Below are 18605 nucleotides of genomic sequence, written 5' to 3' on the forward strand. Positions count from 1 at the left end.
CGGCGCTGCTGGCGGCGGGGCGCTCGGCTGCGTGCTCCACGCCCGCTCCCCGAGAACGATGACTCGAGGGAGTCGACCCCGGGTCGCGTTCCGCCGTCGTCAGGACGCCCGGGTGGACGTCCGCGCCTGGGCGACGGCCCGCGCGAGCTCGTCGCGGTTCATCGACGACCGCCCGGAGATGTCGAGCTCGCGGGCCCGTCGGGACAGTTCGGACTTGCTCAGGGTGGCGAGGTCCTCGCCGTCCCCGTCGCCGTCGCCGTCGCCGTCGCCGTTGCCGTCGGGTCCGCCACCGTCGCCCGACCGCGCCTGGCCGCCCGCGGCCTCGACACTGCGGCGCAGCGCCTCGAGGAGGCCGCCGACGTCGGTGGCCTCCGCCGGCGCCTCCGCGGGCACGACCTCGCGGCCCTCGCGCTTGTCGGCGATCAGCTGCTCGACGCGCGCGGTGTAGGTGTCCTCGTACTGGTCGGGCTTCCAGGTCGTCGTCATCGCATCGACGAGCTGGATCGCGGTGTCGAGCTCCTGCTGCTTCGGCTCGTCGTGCACGGGGAGCGAGGAGAGCTGCTCGGTGGGGTCGCGGACCTCGTCGGCCCAGAACAGCGTCTGCAGCGCCAGTACGTCACCGTCGGCGCGCAGCGCGGTCAGGTGCTCGCGCCCGTGCATGGTCACGGTCGCGATGCCGGCGCGGTTGCTCCGTGCCAGCGCCCGGCACAGCAGCCCGTAGGCGTGCGTGTACCTGTCATCGCTCGGCGCCACCCAATAGGTGCGGTCGAAGTAGACCGGGTCGATCTCGGCGAGGTCGACGAACTCGACGACGTCGATGGCCTGGGACCGTCCGGGGGCGACGTCGCGGAGCTCGTCGGGCTCCACGACGACGATCTCGTCGTCGACCTCGCGGCCCTTGACGATGTCGTCGTTCGGCACCACGTCGCCGCTGCGCTCGTTCACCCGCTGCACACGGACGCGATCGGACGTGCCGCGGACGTACTGGTGGAAGTGGATGGTGTGGTCCTCGGTCGCGCTGTAGAGCCCGACCGGGATCGTCACGAGACCGAACGTGATCGCCCCGCTCCAGACCGCCCGTGGTGCCATCACCGTCTCCCGTCCCCGTCCGTCCGCACCGGGTGATACCCAGACGTGCCCGGCGAGGAGCAGCCCGAGCGTGCACCGTCCCGGGGAGCACCAGGGACCGGCCCATCCGGTGGGTCCTCCCGATACCGGAGGTCCATGGGCATCTGAGGTGTTCGTCGCCTCGTCAGCGATTCCACGGAACCCCGGACCGACGAGACGCGCGGCCTCGCCCGCTCGCCGTGTCTCCGCTTCTCAGGCGCATGCTCGTCGCGCTGGAGTGCCCGTGGTGTGGTCCAGCCCTGTACCGAGTGCAGTCCTCGTCGCGAGAGGTGCCCACATGTCGGAGCGACCGCGCGCCGCCCTCGACCCGCCGGCTGGACTCACGCCCGGTGTCGGGTTCGAGCGTCAGTAGACCGTGGTGGTCAGGTCCAGCCCGAGGGCCCGGACCTTGCGGTAGAGGGTCGACCGAGCGATCCCGAGGGCGAGGGCGGCCTGGTTCTTGTTGCCGCCCGCGGCCCGCAGGGCGTTCAGGATCGCCGTGGCCTCGGTCTGTTCGAGGGTGGCCAGCGGCCGCCGCGCTCCCCGTGCGAGGTACTCGGGAGGCAGGTGCTCGACCGTGATCCGACGGCGGCCACCCGCCGTGTCCGCCACGAGCCGGCGGACGAGTGCATCCACGGAGTTGAGGTTGCCGGGCCAGTCGACCCGGCTGAGGGTCTGGATCGCCTCCGGAGTCCACTCCACCCGGCCGCGGCCGCCGGCGCGGTCGGTGAACGCCGCGACCAGGTCGTGGAGATCGTCGAGACGATCGCGCAGGGGAGGGACCTCGACGACGGCGGCGAAGGAGTCGAGGAGCGCGTTGGGCCGACTCGTCCCGTGGATGCTCCGGTCGGCCGTCGCCAGGAGCCGGGCGGGCGGTACCCGGCGGAGGGTCGCCAGCGTCGCCTGCGCCAGTGCGGGGTCGAGGAGGTCGACATGCCGGATGACCAACGAGGCGTCGACGCCGTCCAGCTCGGCCTCGAGCGCGCGGCACCACCCCCTGCGCCCGCGCGAGGCGGCGTCGGCGGCGTCGAGGACACGGACGTCCTGCCACCCCTGCAGGGCCTGGGCGACGGAGAGGCGTCCGGTCCCGGGCTCACCGGTCACGAGCACCGACGACCGGACCCCCCTCAGCGCGATGACCTGCTGGCAGAGCGCCTGCCAGTGCTGGCTCCGCCCGGTGAGCCGGGGCAGTCCGCGCTCGGTCCCGGTGATCGCGCAGGTGTCGTCGACCGTCGAGGGCACGGCACGCCTCGTGATCAGGAGCACCGCGCCGGCGTCGTCCTCGTCGTCGGACACGGCGCGGCAGTCGACGGAGACGACGTGACCGTTCGGCAGGGTCAGGGTGCTGGGGCCGCTCGGGCCGACGAGGGTCCGGCGTGCGTGCTCCCACAGCATGCTCTGGTCGACCCCGCTGAGCAGACGGGCCGCTGCGGCATTGGTGATGATCGTCGACGAGTCGAGGGCGACGACGGGATGGCGGGCATCCCGGTTGTGCCTCGTGTAGGCGTCGAAGAGCTGCTGTTCCCGTCGAGCCGAGCGCAGACGGAGGCCCTCCTCGACGGCCGCGACGATCTCCGTGACCCACGGGAGCATCACGGGCGCGGTGTCGCGGAGGCGACAGACGAGGGAGATGCTGCCCAGGAGCCGACGGTTGATCGGATGGACGATCGGCGCGCTCGCGCAGGTGAAGTCCCGGAGCCGGTCCGAGTAGTGCTCCGGCCCTCGGATCATCTCCGGGCTGCCGGTCAGCATGGTCACGAGGGCGGTCGTCCCGACGACCGACTCGTCCATCGTCGTACCCGGCGCGACCCCGAGCGCGTCCATTGCCTCGGCGAGGCGAGGTGCCTTGACCCATCGGTGGAGCAGCCGACCGTCCCTGTCGGTGAGCACGAGCGCGTACGCCCCGTGCTCCAGGGCGACCTCGCGCCGATTCACCACGGGCGCGACCGCCCGCGCGAGGTAGTGGTCGGAGTCGACGTCGTCGAGGTGGTGCGGCTCGACCTCGTCCGGATCGAGGCCCTGCAACCGCGACCGGCGCCACGACGCGTGGACGGTGGGACGGATCAGGCCGGCCGGAGGAGGCAGCCGGGTGACCGACGACGACAGGAACTCGTCCCGCGCGCGGGAGAATGCGCGGAGCCAGCGCACGACCTCGTCACCGGCCACGGTGCAGCACCCCGGTTCGCGAGATCATCGACCGGAGCCTCCGTCCGCCTCCATCGGCAGTGCGCAGGTCGCAGGTTAGCGGGCGACGCGTTCGGCGGGGTGTAGCAAGATGGGACGGTGGCGGCGGTCAGGGCAGGGGTGGGCCGCCGACCGGCCCACCCCTACACCGTTCAGAACGCCTTGAGCTCCGGGATGACCTTCTCGCTGAACAACCGCATGCTCGCCTCCGCCTTCTCGATCGGCAGCCCGGCGTAGTAGAACGCGCAGTTCAGGTCGTACTCCCCGATGACGTCGCGACGGTGGCGAATCTTCTCGAGGATCTGGTCGGGAGTTCCCCACGTCTGCGCGTGCACGTAGCCCTGGGCCGCGGCCTCCTGGCCGGCCTCGCGGATCATGGCCGCGACGGCGTCGTAGGACTGGTAACCCTTCGTCTCACCGAAGTGGACGCCGGCGAACTCGTAGTGCTTCACCACGGAGATGAAGTACTTGGAGATGTACTCGGTGGCCATCCTCTCGGCTTCTTCCGGGTCCTCCGAACAGTAGACGAACTCGGTCAGGGTGGGCGGGGGCGGCTCGTGTCCCTGCGCCGTGCGGAACTCGTCCTGGTAGTTCTTGATCAAGGGTGCGTGCTGCTCGATCGGGAACTGGACGAATGTCGCCATCGCTGCCCCGAGCCGGGCGGCGACGCCGAGCGAGTCCGGGGACATGGCGATGCACACCATGCGGTCCCGGAACCCCTTCGGTGGAGCCGGCGCCAGGGTGGCCTCGGGCTGGTGGAAGTAGGGGCCGTCACCCACGGCCTTGCCCGTGTCGAGGGCGTTGAGCACGAGCTCGGCGGCCTCGTCGAAGCGGTCGCGGGACTCGTTCATGTCGATGCCCATGGATGCGTACTCGCTGCGGGACAGCCCGCGGCCGAGCCCGAGGCGGACGCGGCCGCCGGCGAGGACGTCCAGCAGGGCGACCTTCTCCGCGACCCGGAGCGGCTGGGACCACCACGGCAGGATGATCGCGCCCGGGACGAGTTCGATGTGCTCGGTGCGCGCGGCGAGGTAGCTCAGGAGTTGCGTGTTGTCCGGGCACATCGAGTAGGGGGCGTCGAAGTGGTGCTCGACGCACCAGACGGCCGAGAATCCGAGCGACTCGGCCAGGTCCGCCAGGCCCAGTTCCGCGGCGTAGAGCTGCGCGTCCGTCAGGCCGGTTTCCTGGGGGTTCTGGAACAGAAGCTGAAGGCTCGCCTTCACGGGAGGTCTCCGTTTCTCCTCGGGATCGGCCTCTATCGCCGTTCTCGTCCCGCGAAGCTAGGACGGACCCGGGTCGTGGCGGTGTAGCGATGCGCTACAGCCGTCGTCGGAGACGGTGTCGCAGAACGCTACAACGCCGGCGGTTCCACGACTGCCAGACTGCCGACCACCATTCTCGATCCCCCGACGACGACACGACGGGAAAGGAGTCGGTGGATGACCTCGCTCACCCCCGTGGTCACCGGCATGTCGTTCCTGGAATGCCCGCGCTGGCACGACGGCCGAATCTGGATGTCGGACTTCTACACGAACCGTGTGCTCTCCGCGGCGGCGGACGGCTCCGATCTGCGCACCGAGCTCGACGTCCCCCACCAGCCCGGTGGCCTCGGCTGGCTCCCCGACGGCCGGCTCCTCGTCGTCTCGGCCCGGGACCGCACCCTCCTGCGGCAGGAGCGCGACGGGACGGTCGTCGTCCACGCGGACCTGAGCGGACACGTCGGCGGGAACCTCAACGACATGGTCGTCGACGCCGCGGGCCGCGCGTACGTGGGCAACTTCGGGTTCGACCTCGGCGCCGGTGCGGACCCGGCACCGACCTGCCTGGTCCGGGTCGACCCGGACGGGAGCGTCCACGAGGTCGCGGACGGGCTGCACTTCCCGAACGGCAGCGCGATCACCGACGACGGCGTCCTGCTGGTCGGCGAGACGTTCGCGAACCGGGTGACCGCCTTCGACGTCGATGCCGACGGGAACCTGACGAGCTGTCGGGTGTGGGCGAAGTTCGGAGACGTGCCGGACGCTGGCGACTTCGCGGCCGTGCTGGGCCAGGTGAAGGTGGCGCCCGACGGGTGCTGCCTCGACGCCGAGGGCGCACTGTGGATCGCCGATGCCCTGAACGGGAAGGTGATCCGGGTCCGGGAGGGCGGCACGGTCCTCGACGAGGTGCCCGTGGGCACCGGTGTGTTCGCCTGCATGCTCGGCGGTGAGGACGGCAGGACGCTCTACCTCTGCTCGGCCCCGGACTTCGATCCCGCCGCGCGAGCCGCCACCCACGAGTCGCGGCTGTTGACGATGCGGGTCGACGTCCCGCACGGCGGCCGGCCGTAGCCGTGCTCGAGCCCGTCACCGACGACGGACAGCTCCGCCGCGCCTTCGGGTGCTTCCCCTCGGGAGTCGCAGCGGTGTGCACCGCGATCGACGGCCGGCCCGTCGGCCTCGTGGCCAGTTCGTTCACCACTGTGTCCCTGCGGCCTCCGCTCGTCGCGATCAACCTGCGGCACGAGTCCACGACGTGGCCGGTCCTGCGGACCGGGCGCCGCCTCGGCCTGAGCGTGCTGGCCGAGGACCAGGAGGAGGTGTGCCGTCGACTCGCGGGCGCGGCAGGCGACCGGTTCACCGGGACGACGTGGCAGGTCACCGACGAGGGGAGCGTCGTCGTCGACGGCGCGGCGCTGTGGCTGGACTGCAGCCTCCACGGCGAGGTGCCGGCCGGAGACCACGACATCGTCCTCCTGCTGGTCCACGCGGTGCGCGGCCGACCCGGCGTCGCCCCCCTGATCTTCCACGGCAGCCGGTTCCGCCGCCTCGGACCGGGGTCACACACCTGACCGGAAAGGACATCCGATGACTGGACGGGTCGAAGGCAAGGTCGCCTTCATCACCGGTGCTGCGCGCGGGCAGGGTCGCTCGCACGCACTGCGGCTGGCGCAGGAGGGCGCCGACATCATCGCCGTCGACATCTGCGAGGCGGTCCCGTACGAGGTGAGCCACCCCGCGACCGAGGAGGACCTCGCCGAGACGGTGCGTCAGGTGAAGGCCCTCGACCGGCGGATCGTGGCCAGGACGGCCGACGTGCGCGACATCGACGCGGTGGAGGCCGCCGTCGAGGACGGGGTGAGCCAGCTCGGTCGCCTCGACATCGTCAGCGCGAACGCGGGTGTCGTCGGCACCCCGACGCCGGCTGAGTCGCTCCCCGAGGACGAGTGGCGCACGATGATCGACATCAACCTGAGCGGGGTGTGGCACACCGTCAAGGCCACGATCCCTCGCCTGAAGGCCGGCGGGGAGGGCGGTTCGATCATCCTCACGAGTTCGGTCGCGGGTACCCGCGGTTACGCGAACATGGCGCACTACGTCTCGGCCAAGCACGGGATCGTGGGGCTCACCCGCACCCTGGCGATGGAGCTGGCCCCGGACAGCATCCGGGTCAACAGCATCCACCCCACCCAGGTCAATACCGACATGATCCACAACCAGCCGATCTACGACCTGTTCACCGGCAAGCCGGGCGCGACGAGGGAGCAGTTCGCCGAGGCGTCGGGTCGGCTGCAGCTGCTCCCGGTGCCCTGGGTGGAACCCGTCGACATCTCCAACGCGCTGCTGTTCCTCGCCAGCGACGAAGCCCGGTTCATCACGGGCGCCGCGCTCGCGATCGACGCCGGCAGCTGTCTGCTCTGAGCCGAACCGTGCCGAACACCTTGTCCTGGGAACGACCACCTCCCGAGAGGGGAACGACGTGCCCGTTCAGCAGCTCGCCGCCACGGGCGCCGAGGTGGAGAGGGCCGTGCGCCGGCTCGCCCGCGGCGAGGGCGTCGTCCTCGTCGACGACGTGCGCGGTGTCGGAGAACTCGTCTTCGCCGCCGAGCACGCCACGACGGAGATGACGGCGTTCGCCGTGCGCCACGGCTCCGGCCATCTGGGCGTCGCGCTCACCGCACGGGCCTGTACGGAGCTGCGCCTCCCGCCGGCGGCGGTCCAGGACGACCTCCCGAGCTCCCAACGCGTGTCGGTCGACCTCGTCGGACGCGGCACCGGCATCTCGGCCGCCGACCGGGCCGCGACGATCGCCGCTCTCGCGGACCCGACCCACGACCCGACCCGCTTCACCCGCCCCGGTCACGTGGTCCCCTACCGCGTCCCTTCCGTGAGCCTGCCCGCCCACCCCACGTTCGCCGAGGCGGCACAGACGCTCGCCGTCCTCGCGCCCGCGCTCTGCCCGGCGACCGCGTTCACGGTGCTGGTCTCGGCCGACCGTCCGGCCGCGCTGGCGAACGAGGCAGAACTGCGCACCTTCGCCGACGAGCACGACCTCGCCCTCGTCACGGTCTCCGAGCTGCTCATGCCTCTCCCGCGGTCCGATGCGCCCACATACCTCGTCGACGGCCCGAGGTGCACCGACCACCGGGGCGATGGCCTCGGGTCGGGCTGGTGACGACTCGGCGGCGCTGATCGACGGGCTCGGCGCAGCGGGTGTTCTCGTCGTCGAGGTCGCTGGGCCGGAGTGGGCCACCGCGCGTGGCTGGACCGTGGACGTCGTGTCGGCTGGCGTACACCGCTGACTTGCGGATCGAGTGCGTCGGTCGCCTGGCTGCGGCGGGACGTGACGCGTGGCAGGTGGATCTCAGCGCGCCACGGGTGGATCGAGACGTCCAGCTCACCGCGGGATCGACGACATCCCGAGGGCCTCTCGAACCGAAGGAGCGCGTCGGCGAGACCACTCCTCATTGCAGGCGCGGGCTGAGCGGGGGCGGCTCGTGCGCGGCGTGCGTCTCGGCCCGGTCCACGGAGACATCGATCGCCTCCCGATGGTCCACGTCCAGAGGTCAGGGGCGCGCGGCCCCCGAGATCGGGTCCTCCGGACCTTCCCGTGAGGTCCTTCGGTGGAGGGAGATGTAAGCCGCGCGATGCGGTGCCTACGGCGGAGCTGCGGAGCGAGACCTGGTCGATGTCGACGGCGAGTACAGGGGGCGTAGGCACGTGATGAAGACGTCGAACCGAGACGTGTCGGGAAGCGGCGAGCCGGGATGCATCGGCGTGCGCGCCGGGAGCACTGCGGCTGAGGCTGATGGCCCGGCGTCGTCGCCCCGCTGTCCGGCTTCGCTGCCGCCGGCGGAGGGGTTGGCGGTCGTGTCGTTCCAAGCGTCGACGGATCGGTGCCCGGCATGACCGCCACGGCGGTCGGCGACCTGGCCGATCGGGTGGCGGGCCCTGTCCTGCGGCCCGGGGAAGAGGGTTACGAGGACGAGCTCGCGGGCTTCGATCTGGCGGTGAGCCAGAGGCCCGCGATCGTCGTGGGGGCGACGGGCCCGGCCGATGTGCTCGCCGCGGTGCGCTACGCGCGCGACGCGGGTCTCGCTGTGGGTGCGCAGGCGACCGGTCATGGCATCACCGTGCCCGCCGACGACGCCCTGCTGATCACCACGCGCCGGGCCGACGGGGTCCGGGTCGACCCCGCCGACCGGACCGCGTGGCTCGAGGCCGGGGCGATCTGGAGCCGGGTGCTGCGCGAGGCGGCGCCGTTCGGTCTGGCGCCGCTGGCGGGCTCCGCGCCCGCGGTCGGCGCCGTCTCCTACACCCTGGGCGGCGGGTTGGGAGTCCTGGGCCGGCGGTGGGGGTTCTCGGCCGACCACGTGCGCCGACTCGACATCGTGACCAGTGACGGGCAGCTGCGTGTGGTCACCGCGGAGGAGCACCCGGACCTGTTCTGGGCGCTGCGCGGAGGCGGCGGCAACTTCGGGGTCGTCACCGGGATGCAGGTCGAGCTGGTGGAGCTGGCCGAGCTCTACGGCGGTGGCCTGTTCTTCCCTGGCGAGGCGGCTGCCGAGGTCCTCTCCGCGCTGCTCGCCGTCGGCCGCGACGCCCCCGACGAGCTCAGCCTGTCGGCTGCCCTGATGCTCTTCCCCGATCTCGCGACCGTGCCGTCGGCGGTGCGGGGCCGCTGGTGCTGCCAGGTCCGTGTCAGCTCGACGGGTACCTCGGAGCGTTGCGAGCAGGTCATCGCACCGCTCCGACGCGCGGCGACCCCGCTGCTCGACACCGTGCGGACGATGCCGGTCACCGATGTCGGGACCATCCACAACGACCCGACCACGCCGCGGGCGACCAACACCCGCTCGCTGGTGCTGCACAGCGCCGACGACGACGCCGTGGCGACCGTGCTGCGCCACGCCGGGCCCGACGCGTCGTTCGGCGTCGAGCTCCGACAGCTCGGCGGGGCGCTGGCCCGCGAGCCCGCGGTACCCAATGCCGTCGGGCACCGCCACGGTGCGGTCACCGTCTACACGACCGCGTACCCGCACCCCGCCGGCTCTCGTGCGTCCGACGGCGCCGCCGAGCAGGCCCTGCTCGACGACCTCGCGCCCTGGAGCGACGGCGGCGCGCTGGTCAACTTCCTCGCCGGCCCCCACGTCACCCCCGCCGACGTCCGGGCCGCCTACGAGCCCGAGATCTGGACCCGTCTCGTGGAGATCAAGACCCGTTGGGACCCCGGCAACGTCTTCCGGATCAACCACAACATCCCGCCCGGGGCGACGGACGCGGCGACTCCAGGAACGACGTCGGAGTCCCACCTCGACGGCGTCGTCTCATGACGTCCCACGTGAGCATTCCGCTCAAGGGCTCGACTGCGGGCATGCAGTACGCCGGGTGGCAGCCGGCCGCCGTGGCGATGTCCGGGCTCGGCAACCACGTCCTCGCCGGGCAGCGCATCCCCGTGGGCGGCGGAGTGACGCTCAACGGAGACGTCTACACGCCGTCGACGCCCGGCCGCTACCCAGCGGTCGTCTCGTTCGGCGGCTACAGCACCGAATGGCACACCGCGGGCGTCCCGACCGGCACCAACGAGATCGGCTCGCCGCCGGTTTTCACCGACCGCGGGTACTGCCCGGTGATCGTCGAGCGCCGCGGCATGGGCCGTTCCACCGGTGAGCAGGTCATGTTCTTCGACCCCCAGGACGTCGACGACCACGAGAAGGTCATCGCCTGGGCGGCGGAGCAGCCCTGGTGCAACGGGCAGGTCGTGCTCTTCGGCACCTCGTACTACGGCATGACCCAGCCCCTGGTCGCCGCCCGACGACCGCCCGCTCTGCGGGCGTTCTTCGCCAACGAGATGTGCACCGACTTCTTCCGGCACCTCGTGCAGTTCGGCGGCGTGCCGGCCAGCTTCTTCCTCGCTCTGTGGATGGGCGGCAACTACACCGAGGCCAACTACACCAAGCGGATGGCGCCGAACCGCCGGGCTCTGATCAGCCACCTCACCAACGGTCCGCTCCACCCGTTGATCGAGAAGCTGGTGCACAGGAACGCCGACCGGATGTTCGACTCCTTCATGGCGAGCACCCCGGTCGAGTGGGCGCGGCGCGTCTACACCCACTGGATCTTCGACGAGAAGACGCGGGAGGAGTCCACGATCCCCGAGGGTTCGTCACCCGTCCTCGGCGACGTCCAGGTCCCGTTCACGGTGGTGCAGAACCTCGGGTACTTCAACCTGCACCAGTTCGGCAGCTACGACCTGTTCGAGAACGCCGCGACCCCCGCCGACCGCAAGTGGATGATCCTCGGTCCGCCCCGGTTCGACCTGCCCGTGTACGCCTGGCAGGGCGAGGCGCTCGCGTTCTTCGACCACATCCTGCGCGACGTAGACAACGGCTACGACGCGCAGCCACCCGTGCGCTACTGGCTCGACGGCGCCGACCGGTTCGCCACCTCCACCGCGTTCCCACCGCCCGACGGGGAGGTGACGCGCCTCTACCTCGGTTCCGGCGGGGACGATCACGCGAAGCATCGGCTCGACGCGCAGCGCACGCCTCCGGGAGCCAACTCCTGGGTCGCCGTGCCGTTCGGCGTCCCGGTTCTCGGCGGCCTCGACGAGATCGCCAACCAGACCCTGGCTTTCGACCTCCCCATCACCGAGGACCTCCACCTCGCCGGGGCGGTCACCGCCCGGCTGAGCGTCAGCAGCAACGAGATCGACACCTACGTCCTCGCCCGGCTCTCGCGCGTCGACACCGCCGGCACTCTCCACCACCTGTCGATGGGAGCCATCCGGCCCGTGGCCCGCACCGAGGACGTCGCGCGCAGCACGGCGATCGAGATCGCGATCGACTCCGGGCGGCGCGAGCCGCTGGTGCCCGGCGATGCGGTCGTCCTGCGCTTCAGCCTGACGCCCGCGCCGACCCGGCTGTGCGTCGGCGAGACCTTGCGCCTCGAGCTCGCCAGCCGCTCGGACCTGCTGCGCAGCGACGTCCGCGAGGGCTACGCCCAGTTCGATCTCCCCGTCCCGCCCTACCTGTCCCGCAACACCGTGCACTACGCGGGGGAGAGCTGGCTCGAGGTGACCACCGTGCCCGTCTCCGGGGGATCGGTGAGAGGCCCCCACGAGATGGGTTCGCCATGACGGATCTCGAGCAGGCGCTCACGGCGCTCGCCTGGGGCGATCCTGCTGTCCTCCAGGACCCCGCGGCGGCGATGTCGAGACTGGGCGTCGACGTCCCCGACGGCATGCGCCTCGACGTCCGGGTCCAGCGCCGGGACACCCTGTACCTGGTCATCCCACCCGCGTCCCCCGACGGCGAGCCAGGCGGCGTGGTCAACCAGATGGACCTGTGGCGCAGCGGCGACCAGTTCGTGTGGATCCTGTCGCAGGACGCCAAGTTGGCGTTGCTGAGCATGCGCGAGCAGTTCCGCGGCCGCACCGGCCAGGACGAGCAGTGAGCGGCGACCGCGTCGCCGAGCACTATCGGTTGGTCAGTACCGATCCCGAGAAGCGCGCGGAGCTGGTGGCCGACCCGAAGGCGGCTCTCGCTGCGTACTTCGGCGCGATCGTCGACGGCGATTACCGCATCGAGGTCATCGAGCAGAGGCCGGACACGATCACCGCGGTCGTCCCTGCTCCGCCCGAGCAGGAGGCCGACCTCCCCGCGCGACTCGCCGACGTCTCCGGGCGGGCCTACGACATGCTGCACACCACGGGGATCGCCGGATACCTCATCCCCGACGGCGCCCTCACGTGGGTGCTGCGCGACATGCGCGCCCTGTGGGCCCGAGGACCGGGCGCAGATGACGCCGGGGCCCCAGCCCCATCGTCCGAGGACCGGGAGTGACACACGGTGAACGTTCGCGACGCGTTCTACGAGGTGCTCCGCGCCCACGGGATCCGCACCATCTTCGGCAACCCCGGGTCGAACGAGTTGCCCTTGCTGAGCAACCTGCCGGCCGACTTCCAGTACATCCACGCGCTGCAGGAGGGCGCAGCCATCGGGATGGCGGACGGCTACGCCCGTGCCTCGGGCCAGCCGGCCCTGGTGAACCTGCACGCCGCGGCCGGCACCGGCAACGCGATGGGCAACCTCACCAACACCCAGGCCGGGCATGTCCCCGTCATCGTCACCTCCGGTCAGCAGGCTCGTCGTTACGCAGCCCTGGGGGCACTGTTGACCAACGTCGACGCGCCGACGCTGGCACGGCCGCTGGTGAAATGGAGCAACGAGCCACTCCGCGCCGAAGACGTCCCGCACGCACTGTCGAGGGGCATCCTGCTCGCGAGATCGGCCCCGGCCGGGCCGGTCTACCTCTCACTGCCGCTCGACGACTGGGACCACGATGTCGATGCCGGTGCCCTCGCGCAGCTCGAGATCCGGGCGGTCCACGGTGACCCCGTGCTGGCCGAGCCGTCGCTGGCGCTGATACGCAGCAGGCTGGCTGCAGCCTCGAACCCCGTCATGATCCTCGGGCCCGGCACCGACGACGCTGCCGGCTGGGACGGAGCAGCCCGGCTGGCCGAGAACCTCGCGCTGCCCGTGTACGTCGCACCCAGTCCGTCGCGCTGCCCGTTCCCCACCCGCCATCCGAACTACCGGGGCATCCTGCCCTCCGACATCCCTGGCGTCGCGAGCGCGCTCGACGGCCACGACCTCGCCATGGCCTTCGGTACCGCGATCTTCCGATACCACGTCTTCGCTGACGGCGACTACCTCCCCGCGGGCACCGAGCTCTGGACCGTCACGTCGGACCCCGACGAAGCGGCCCGCAGCCCCGTCGGTCGCGCTCTGATCGGCAACCCGTCCGATGCCCTCACCCGGCTCGCCGACACGACCCCCTCCGGCGAGCGGGCGCCCCTCGCTGCTCTCGCCCGGCCCCGGCCGCTCGACGAACCAGGTCCCGCCTTCAGCGCCGAGGCCATCATCGACGCGCTCGACGCCGCCAAGGACGAGAGCACCGTGATCGCGCACGAGTGGACCTCGGTGGACACCACCTGGGACCGGTTCGATCTCTCCCGTCCGGGCAGCCTCTTCTTCCCCGACGCGGGAGCGCTCGGATGGGGCCTTCCCGCAGCGATCGGCCTGCAGCTGGGGGACCCGTCGCGGCGCGTGCTGTCCGTCCTCGGTGACGGCGCGTTGCACTACACCGTGAGCGCGCTCTGGACCGCCGCGCACTACCGCGTACCGGTCGTGTTCGTCGTCGCCCGCAACCGCGAGTACGCCGCCTTGAAGAACTTCGCCCAGGTGATGCAGTTCGAGAACGTTCCCGCCCTCGACCTCCCCGACATCGACATCACCGACATCGCTGCCGGATACGGAGTACCCGCGACCCGCGCCACGAGCCTCACCCAACTCACCACCGCCGTGAAGGAAGCCCTGTCCGCCGACGGCCCTCGCCTGGTCGAGGTCCCCCAGCAGCGCCTGTCCACCTGAGTCGCCCTCGCCAGGTGACCTCGACGCACGTCGCAGCGAGCGGCTGGCTTCTGGGAGGTCCACTCCGACAGTCCTTCAGCAGGCGACGGACACGGCTCGAAGGCGGCGACCTCTCAACCGGTCGGGGCCGGCGCGAACGATCTTCCTGGGCGAGAACGTCAGGAGTAAGCGTGCCCCGGAACGATCTGGAGTCACATCGAAGATCGCTCCACGGTGCGTGACCAGCGGAAAGAGTGCGCCGTCAGGGACTCGAACCCCGAACCCAGTGGACAAGAGTCACGGTGGTTGTGGTGAAGCCTGCTGCTCGTTCGTGCTGGTCAGCAACGGTGCTGCTCAGCATCGATCGTTAGCGATGGTGTGTCAGTGAGGAACGTGATCTGGCATAAGCGGACACCTAAGCGGCCGGTCTCGCGCCTCGTCGTAACGACTTCTCACCCTGGCTGTGCGCGAGGTACTCGCCCGGGAAACCGTGCAGGACACCCCGCCGGCGGACCTGCTCTTCGAGCTGGAGCGCTCGGCGCCGAGCTTGAGGAGGTCAGCGGCGATCCACACCGCCGCCTTGGGGCGGGAGATGATGACGGCACTCGCACCTCGCGTGTTGGACCCTGGCCGAGGGCAACCCGGTCTCGCTCGACGGCGGGTAAGTGGAGCTGTTCGCCGAAGCCCTGCCGACCACGACGCCAGGGCGGCCAACGAGGCCCAGACACCCTCCTCGGCGCCGCCGCCGACGCCTCGGGCGGCGAGGTGCTCCCTCGGGAGTCGGTGCCCGACAACGTCGGCACCGACAGCGCCGCGGGCATCACCCGTCTCCCGCGATCGACGATGTCCTCACCGCGTCCGGCGACCTCAACCGGCGTTTGAAACGCCGGCCACGTTGTAACGCTTGCAGGGTTGTCCAACTAGTCCACGACGGCAGCCGTCAAACGGACAGCTGCGGCTATCACGTGATACGGGATTGATGACGTCGGGGTGGAATTGTTGGCCGCCCCTGAAAGCAGAGTCATCCATGCAGTACTCGCAAAAGCGTCAGCCGCTGCGATGATCGCCATCAACCCTTACGCGCTAGGCGGAACAACGGAAATCCCGACGGAACATGGCACGAATCCAAGTCTTGTGGTGCCGCTTCGATTGAGGAGTTGTCGGAACGTTGGTAGTGGCCGGGTCGCTTCCAAGAATCTGCGACCTCGCGACGACCCGAGTCGAAGAGCTGCGGGACGCCAACGAGCACCTGAGAGCATTCGGAACGAGATTCTCGATCTGTCGGGTACCCAAGGGGCTCGTGCTGTTGGACGGGGCTGCCTCGGCCGGGGCAGGTGCGCGACGAGATCCGGCGAAATGCCGAGGTCGTCGCTCTCCTCGCACACGGTCCGGGACTTCGTCGTCGCGCCCGTCATCACCGCCTCTGCCGCCCTGCTGGGAGTGCATGTGCCCTTGTCGCCGAACGCGGTGAATCGGAGGGGTGATGAGGCGCGTCCTCGAATAGATCGAATTGCGGACGTTCTCACGGTGGGGCTCGACCACATATCCGACCTCGAGGGCGGGCTCGACCAGACCGACCGCTCGCAGTCAAGCTATGGCGCAGGTCGAACGGCAGGACCAGAGGGCGAATGACCGATCATGCGCCGGCTCGTGCTCGCGCAAGCGATGGCTCACCCCGATGCCGACGTAAGGTGACAGTTCCGCAGGTGGTCGTTGACCGACCGCGCTGGTGCAAGAGCAAGTGGCGTCCACTTGCTCCTATGTCAACGTGGTTGTCAGGCGACGGTGCGAGGCTCGGGGCGTGTGCTGTAGGTCGGCCTGGAGCGCTCGGTAGACGACGTCGGAGAGGCGTCGTTTGAGGACTCTGATCGACTCGAGCTTGGAGTCGCCGGCAGCTCGCCGGCGTTCGAGGAACGCGATGGCCTCGGGGTGGTAGTGGGCCTGGGTGATGGCGATGCGGTGGACTGCGGCGTTGAGCTGGCGGTTGCCGACGCGGCTAAGCCGGTGGCGGGCCCGGTTGGAGGACCAGACAGGTACCGGGGCGGTCCCGTTGTGGCGGGCGAAGGCGTGCCGGGACCGGAACCGGTCGACGCCGGCGGTCTCACCGACGATCTTGGCCGCGGTCAGGGTGGCGCATCCACAGAGTTCGAGCAGCGTGGGTGCCACCTGGGCCACGAGCTCGCTGAGCTCGCGGTCGAGTTCGGCGATCTGGCCACTGAGCTCGCGACAGCGTTCGACCAGGGTGCGGGCCAGGCGGGCCACCAGGCCGGCCAGGTCCTTGAGGCGTTCGGTGACGGTGGCCAGGTTCTTCGGCCGCCAGAGGCTACGAGCCGGCGGGGCCCAGGACGGGTCGAGCTCGTGGAGGTGCCAGCGCAGCCGGTTGATCACTCGGGTCCGTTCAGCGACGAGGTCGTCTCGGTGATCGGCGAGTAGGCGGACCTCGCGGGCGGGCCCGTCGAGGCGGGCGGTGGGCAGGTCAGGTTCGCGCAGCACCGCGCGGGCGACGGCGAGGGCGTCGATGGGGTCGGACTTGCCGTAGGTGCGGGCGCTGTCGCGGGTCTGCGCCATCAGCTTGGGCGGCACCCGGACCAGGCTCTCGCCGGCGGCCAGGAGGTCGTGCTCGAGTCGGCGAGACAGGTGAAGGCAGTCTTCCACCGCCCACTGGCGCTGGTCACCGAACTGCTCGGCCCAGGTGAGCATCGCGAGGTGATCGGATGTGGTCGCGGTCAGGGTGCGTTCGCCGAGCTTGCGACCAGCATGATCGACCGCGACGACGGTGTGGCTGCGCTTGTGAGCATCGATCCCGAGAACCACCATGGGCGGGTCTCCCTTCGGCTGTCCTGGAGGGCGGCAGGACCGGCCGGCGGGCATAGCTCAGTGGGGGCGGTGCCACGCTCCTATCAAGCCACGCCGGTCGGTCCGACGGACTCGACCGGCCGCACAAGCGGACTAAGCCTCAGGCGGGCACAGAGTGGTGGAGCGAGCCGGTCGGGTCGGTGATTACCCTGGCACTGAGCAGAGTGGTGTACCGACCGCGCTGACCGGCGTGGCGACGTCGTGTAGGGCGGCCACCGCGTGATCCTTCGAACTGAGTTCCCGCTCAAGATCGGAGAGATCCACGCGATGGCCGCGGCCCCGAGTATCGACCCCACCGAGTTCCTGCACGAGCACCTGGCCCAGGCGAGTCCGGACCTGCTGCGTTCGCTGCTCACCACGATGATCGACACACTGATGTCGGCCGAGGCCGACGCGGTGTGCGGCGCCGGGCACGGCGAACGCAGCGAGCACCGGGTGAATCACCGCAACGGCTACCGGCACCGCGACTTCGACACCCGGGTGGGCACGCTGGACGTGGCGATCCCGAAGCTGCGCCGGGAGACTTACTTTCCGGAGTGGCTGCTCGAGCGTCGCCGCCGCGCCGAGGCCGCGCTGACCAGCGTGGTGGCCACCTGCTACCTGCTCGGGGTGAGCACGCGGCGCATGGAGCGCCTCGTCGAGAGCCTCGGTATCACCCGACTGTCGAAGTCCCAGGTCAGCACCATGGCCGCCGACCTCGACGAGCAGGTCGCGGCGTTCCGCACCCGCCCGCTGGATGCCGGCCCGTACCTGTTCGTGGCCGCCGACGCGCTCGTGCTCAAGGTCCGCGAAGCCGGCCGGGTGGTCAACGTGCACGCCCTGATCGCTACCGGGGTCAACGCCGACGGGCACCGCGAGCTGCTCGGGCTGCAGGTCTCCAGCGCCGAGGACGGCGCCGGCTGGCTGGCGTTCTTCCGCGATCTGGTCGCCCGCGGCCTGGGCGGGGTCGGGCTGGTCACCAGCGACGCCCACGCCGGGCTGGTCGAGGCCATCGGCGCGACGTTGCCCGGCGCGGCCTGGCAGCGCTGCCGCACCCACTACGCGGCCAACCTCATGGCCGTAACCCCCAAGAGCAGCTGGCCGTGGGTCAAGACCCTGCTGCACTCGGTCTACGACCAGCCCGACGCCGCGGCGGTGCACGCCCAGTTCGACCGCGTCCTCGACGCCCTCGAGCACAAGCTTCCCCAGGTCGCCGACCACCTCGACCGCGCGCGCGGCGACGTGCTGGCCTTCACCGTGTTCCCCCGGCGAGATCTGGCGACAGATCTGGTCGAACAACCCCCAGGAACGGCTCAACCGCGAGATCCGCCGGCGCACCGACGTGGTCGCCATCTTCCCCGACCGCGACGCAGTGATCCGCCTGGTCGGCGCCGTGCTCGCCGAACAACACGACGAATGGGCCGAAGGCCGCCGCTACCTCGGCCTCGACGCCCTCGCCCGAGCCCGCGCCGCCATCACCACCCCCGACACCGCCGAAGGGGCCAACACCGACATCGTCCCAGCGCTGAGCGCCTAACCCACAACAACAGGATCACGCGACCGCGCTACACCACGCCCCTGGGCTTGACCCAAGAGCAAGGGGGCCGGGTCGATCATGTCCGCAACGGCTGCTCGAGGCGCTCGCGACGACACGCCCGATAGGTGCTCGCACGTTCGCCTGATCCCCGGCTCTACGTCGGTCCTGTTCACTCGCTCACGACGTCGCCAGAGCACGAGGCCCGAGACGAGTTCCCGAGGATCACGGTGATCAGCGGCCCGACCAGCGCCAGGACCAGGCGCTCCGAGC

General features: G+C 70.7%; 13 protein-coding genes and 1 pseudogene. 10 read left to right on the plus strand and 4 right to left on the minus strand.

Features of this window, described 5'->3' with window-relative positions:
* Window positions 1-99: 99 nt before the first annotated feature.
* The 3 genes from ku to PGB27_RS08875 all read right to left on the minus strand — a co-directional run bounded on the left by ku (window position 100) and on the right by PGB27_RS08875 (window position 4514).
* Window positions 100-1089 carry a non-homologous end joining protein Ku gene (ku, locus tag PGB27_RS08865; RefSeq protein ID WP_274200003.1) on the minus strand — a complete coding sequence of 330 codons (990 nt, stop codon included), beginning with the start codon at window positions 1087-1089 and terminating at the stop codon, window positions 100-102.
* A gap of 384 nt (window positions 1090-1473) precedes the next feature.
* The gene (locus PGB27_RS08870; RefSeq protein WP_274200004.1) at window positions 1474-3273 is read right to left on the minus strand and encodes a sigma-54-dependent Fis family transcriptional regulator; all 1800 of its coding nucleotides are present in this window, start codon (window positions 3271-3273) and stop codon (window positions 1474-1476) included.
* 170 nt (window positions 3274-3443) lie between these two features.
* Window positions 3444-4514, minus strand: a complete 1071-nt coding sequence (locus PGB27_RS08875; protein WP_274200005.1) for an LLM class flavin-dependent oxidoreductase — start codon at window positions 4512-4514, stop codon at window positions 3444-3446.
* A 216-nt stretch (window positions 4515-4730) separates the two neighbouring features.
* Here PGB27_RS08875 and PGB27_RS08880 point away from each other — a divergent pair, with 216 nt between their 5' ends.
* The 9 genes from PGB27_RS08880 (at window position 4731) to mdlC (ending at window position 13984) form a co-directional block, all read left to right on the plus strand.
* Window positions 4731-5621: an SMP-30/gluconolactonase/LRE family protein gene (locus tag PGB27_RS08880; protein ID WP_274200006.1), complete on the plus strand. Its 891-nt coding sequence runs from the start codon at window positions 4731-4733 to the stop codon at window positions 5619-5621.
* A 2-nt stretch (window positions 5622-5623) separates the two neighbouring features.
* Window positions 5624-6121, plus strand: coding sequence for a flavin reductase family protein (locus PGB27_RS08885; RefSeq protein ID WP_274200007.1), 498 nt, complete (start codon window positions 5624-5626; stop codon window positions 6119-6121).
* A gap of 16 nt (window positions 6122-6137) precedes the next feature.
* Window positions 6138-6971 carry a mycofactocin-coupled SDR family oxidoreductase gene (locus tag PGB27_RS08890; RefSeq protein ID WP_274200008.1) on the plus strand — a complete coding sequence of 278 codons (834 nt, stop codon included), beginning with the start codon at window positions 6138-6140 and terminating at the stop codon, window positions 6969-6971.
* Window positions 6972-7029: 58 nt separating this feature from the next.
* The gene (locus tag PGB27_RS08895; RefSeq protein WP_274200009.1) at window positions 7030-7725 is read left to right on the plus strand and encodes a 3,4-dihydroxy-2-butanone-4-phosphate synthase; all 696 of its coding nucleotides are present in this window, start codon (window positions 7030-7032) and stop codon (window positions 7723-7725) included.
* Between the two features lie 730 nt (window positions 7726-8455).
* Window positions 8456-9883: an FAD-binding oxidoreductase gene (locus PGB27_RS08900; RefSeq protein ID WP_274200010.1), complete on the plus strand. Its 1428-nt coding sequence runs from the start codon at window positions 8456-8458 to the stop codon at window positions 9881-9883.
* 8 nt (window positions 9884-9891) lie between these two features.
* Complete coding sequence (locus PGB27_RS08905; RefSeq protein WP_274200011.1) at window positions 9892-11688, plus strand: CocE/NonD family hydrolase; 1797 nt, start codon at window positions 9892-9894, stop codon at window positions 11686-11688.
* Window positions 11685-12005: a hypothetical protein gene (locus tag PGB27_RS08910; protein WP_274200012.1), complete on the plus strand. Its 321-nt coding sequence runs from the start codon at window positions 11685-11687 to the stop codon at window positions 12003-12005. Before PGB27_RS08905 ends, PGB27_RS08910 begins: the two co-directional genes overlap by 4 nt.
* A complete protein-coding gene (locus PGB27_RS08915; RefSeq protein WP_274200013.1) occupies window positions 12002-12394 on the plus strand; it encodes a hypothetical protein in 393 nt (130 codons plus the stop codon). Before PGB27_RS08910 ends, PGB27_RS08915 begins: the two co-directional genes overlap by 4 nt.
* Window positions 12395-12400: 6 nt before the next feature.
* On the plus strand, window positions 12401-13984 hold the full coding sequence (gene mdlC, locus PGB27_RS08920) for a benzoylformate decarboxylase (protein ID WP_274200014.1): 1584 nt from the start codon (window positions 12401-12403) through the stop codon (window positions 13982-13984).
* Window positions 13985-15721: 1737 nt separating this feature from the next.
* Here the strand turns inward: mdlC and PGB27_RS08925 are convergent.
* Window positions 15722-16780 (minus strand): IS110 family RNA-guided transposase, encoded by a 1059-nt coding sequence (locus PGB27_RS08925; protein WP_274200015.1) that lies wholly within the window; start codon window positions 16778-16780, stop codon window positions 15722-15724.
* A gap of 306 nt (window positions 16781-17086) precedes the next feature.
* On the opposite strand from PGB27_RS08925, the pseudogene PGB27_RS08930 reads away from it, so the two are divergent.
* Window positions 17087-18335: pseudogene (locus PGB27_RS08930) on the plus strand (IS256 family transposase).
* The last annotated feature ends 270 nt before the right edge of the window (window positions 18336-18605 follow it).

It is taken from the genome of Actinomycetospora lemnae (assembly GCF_028737315.1).
GTDB lineage: Bacteria > Actinomycetota > Actinomycetes > Mycobacteriales > Pseudonocardiaceae > Actinomycetospora > Actinomycetospora lemnae.

Coding starts and splice junctions, on each gene's coding strand:
- PGB27_RS08910 (WP_274200012.1), top strand. CDS start 11,685: ATGACGGATCTCGAGCAGGCGCTCACGGCGCTCGCCTGGGGCGATCCT.
- ku (WP_274200003.1), bottom strand. CDS start 1,089: ATGGCACCACGGGCGGTCTGGAGCGGGGCGATCACGTTCGGTCTCGTG.
- PGB27_RS08890 (WP_274200008.1), top strand. CDS start 6,138: ATGACTGGACGGGTCGAAGGCAAGGTCGCCTTCATCACCGGTGCTGCG.
- PGB27_RS08925 (WP_274200015.1), bottom strand. CDS start 16,780: ATGGTGGTTCTCGGGATCGATGCTCACAAGCGCAGCCACACCGTCGTC.
- PGB27_RS08900 (WP_274200010.1), top strand. CDS start 8,456: ATGACCGCCACGGCGGTCGGCGACCTGGCCGATCGGGTGGCGGGCCCT.
- PGB27_RS08880 (WP_274200006.1), top strand. CDS start 4,731: ATGACCTCGCTCACCCCCGTGGTCACCGGCATGTCGTTCCTGGAATGC.